Annotated in this window: 1 protein-coding gene; it reads left to right on the forward strand. The window is 65.5% G+C overall.

Features of this window, described 5'->3' with window-relative positions:
- Window positions 1–22 precede the first annotated feature (22 nt).
- On the forward strand, window positions 23–275 hold a 253-nt coding region (locus tag CDN38_RS27915; RefSeq protein WP_204903262.1), incomplete at its 3' end, for a hypothetical protein.

Here is a 275-nt window from a genome sequence, read left to right on the forward strand (position 1 = left end):
GGATCAGGCCACAGGGCAGAACGTGTTTTCACCCACCACGGAGATCGTGGGGGCGCCCACCTTTGTGAACGTCCCGCCCCAATCCAAGCGCACCGTTCGGTTGATGCGGGTGGGCGCGCTGGGCGAGCGGCGCTACTACCGCGTGCTGCTGATGCAGCTCAAAGACCCCAACGCCCAGGGCGTCCAGTTGCTGGTCAACCAGGACTTGCCCGTGGCCTTTGAAGCCGCCAACGCGCCCGTCCCCAAGGTGACCGTCCAAGCGGTGCCCAATGGAT

It is taken from the genome of Mycobacterium ostraviense (assembly GCF_002705925.1).
Classification (GTDB): Bacteria; Actinomycetota; Actinomycetes; order Mycobacteriales; family Mycobacteriaceae; genus Mycobacterium; species Mycobacterium ostraviense.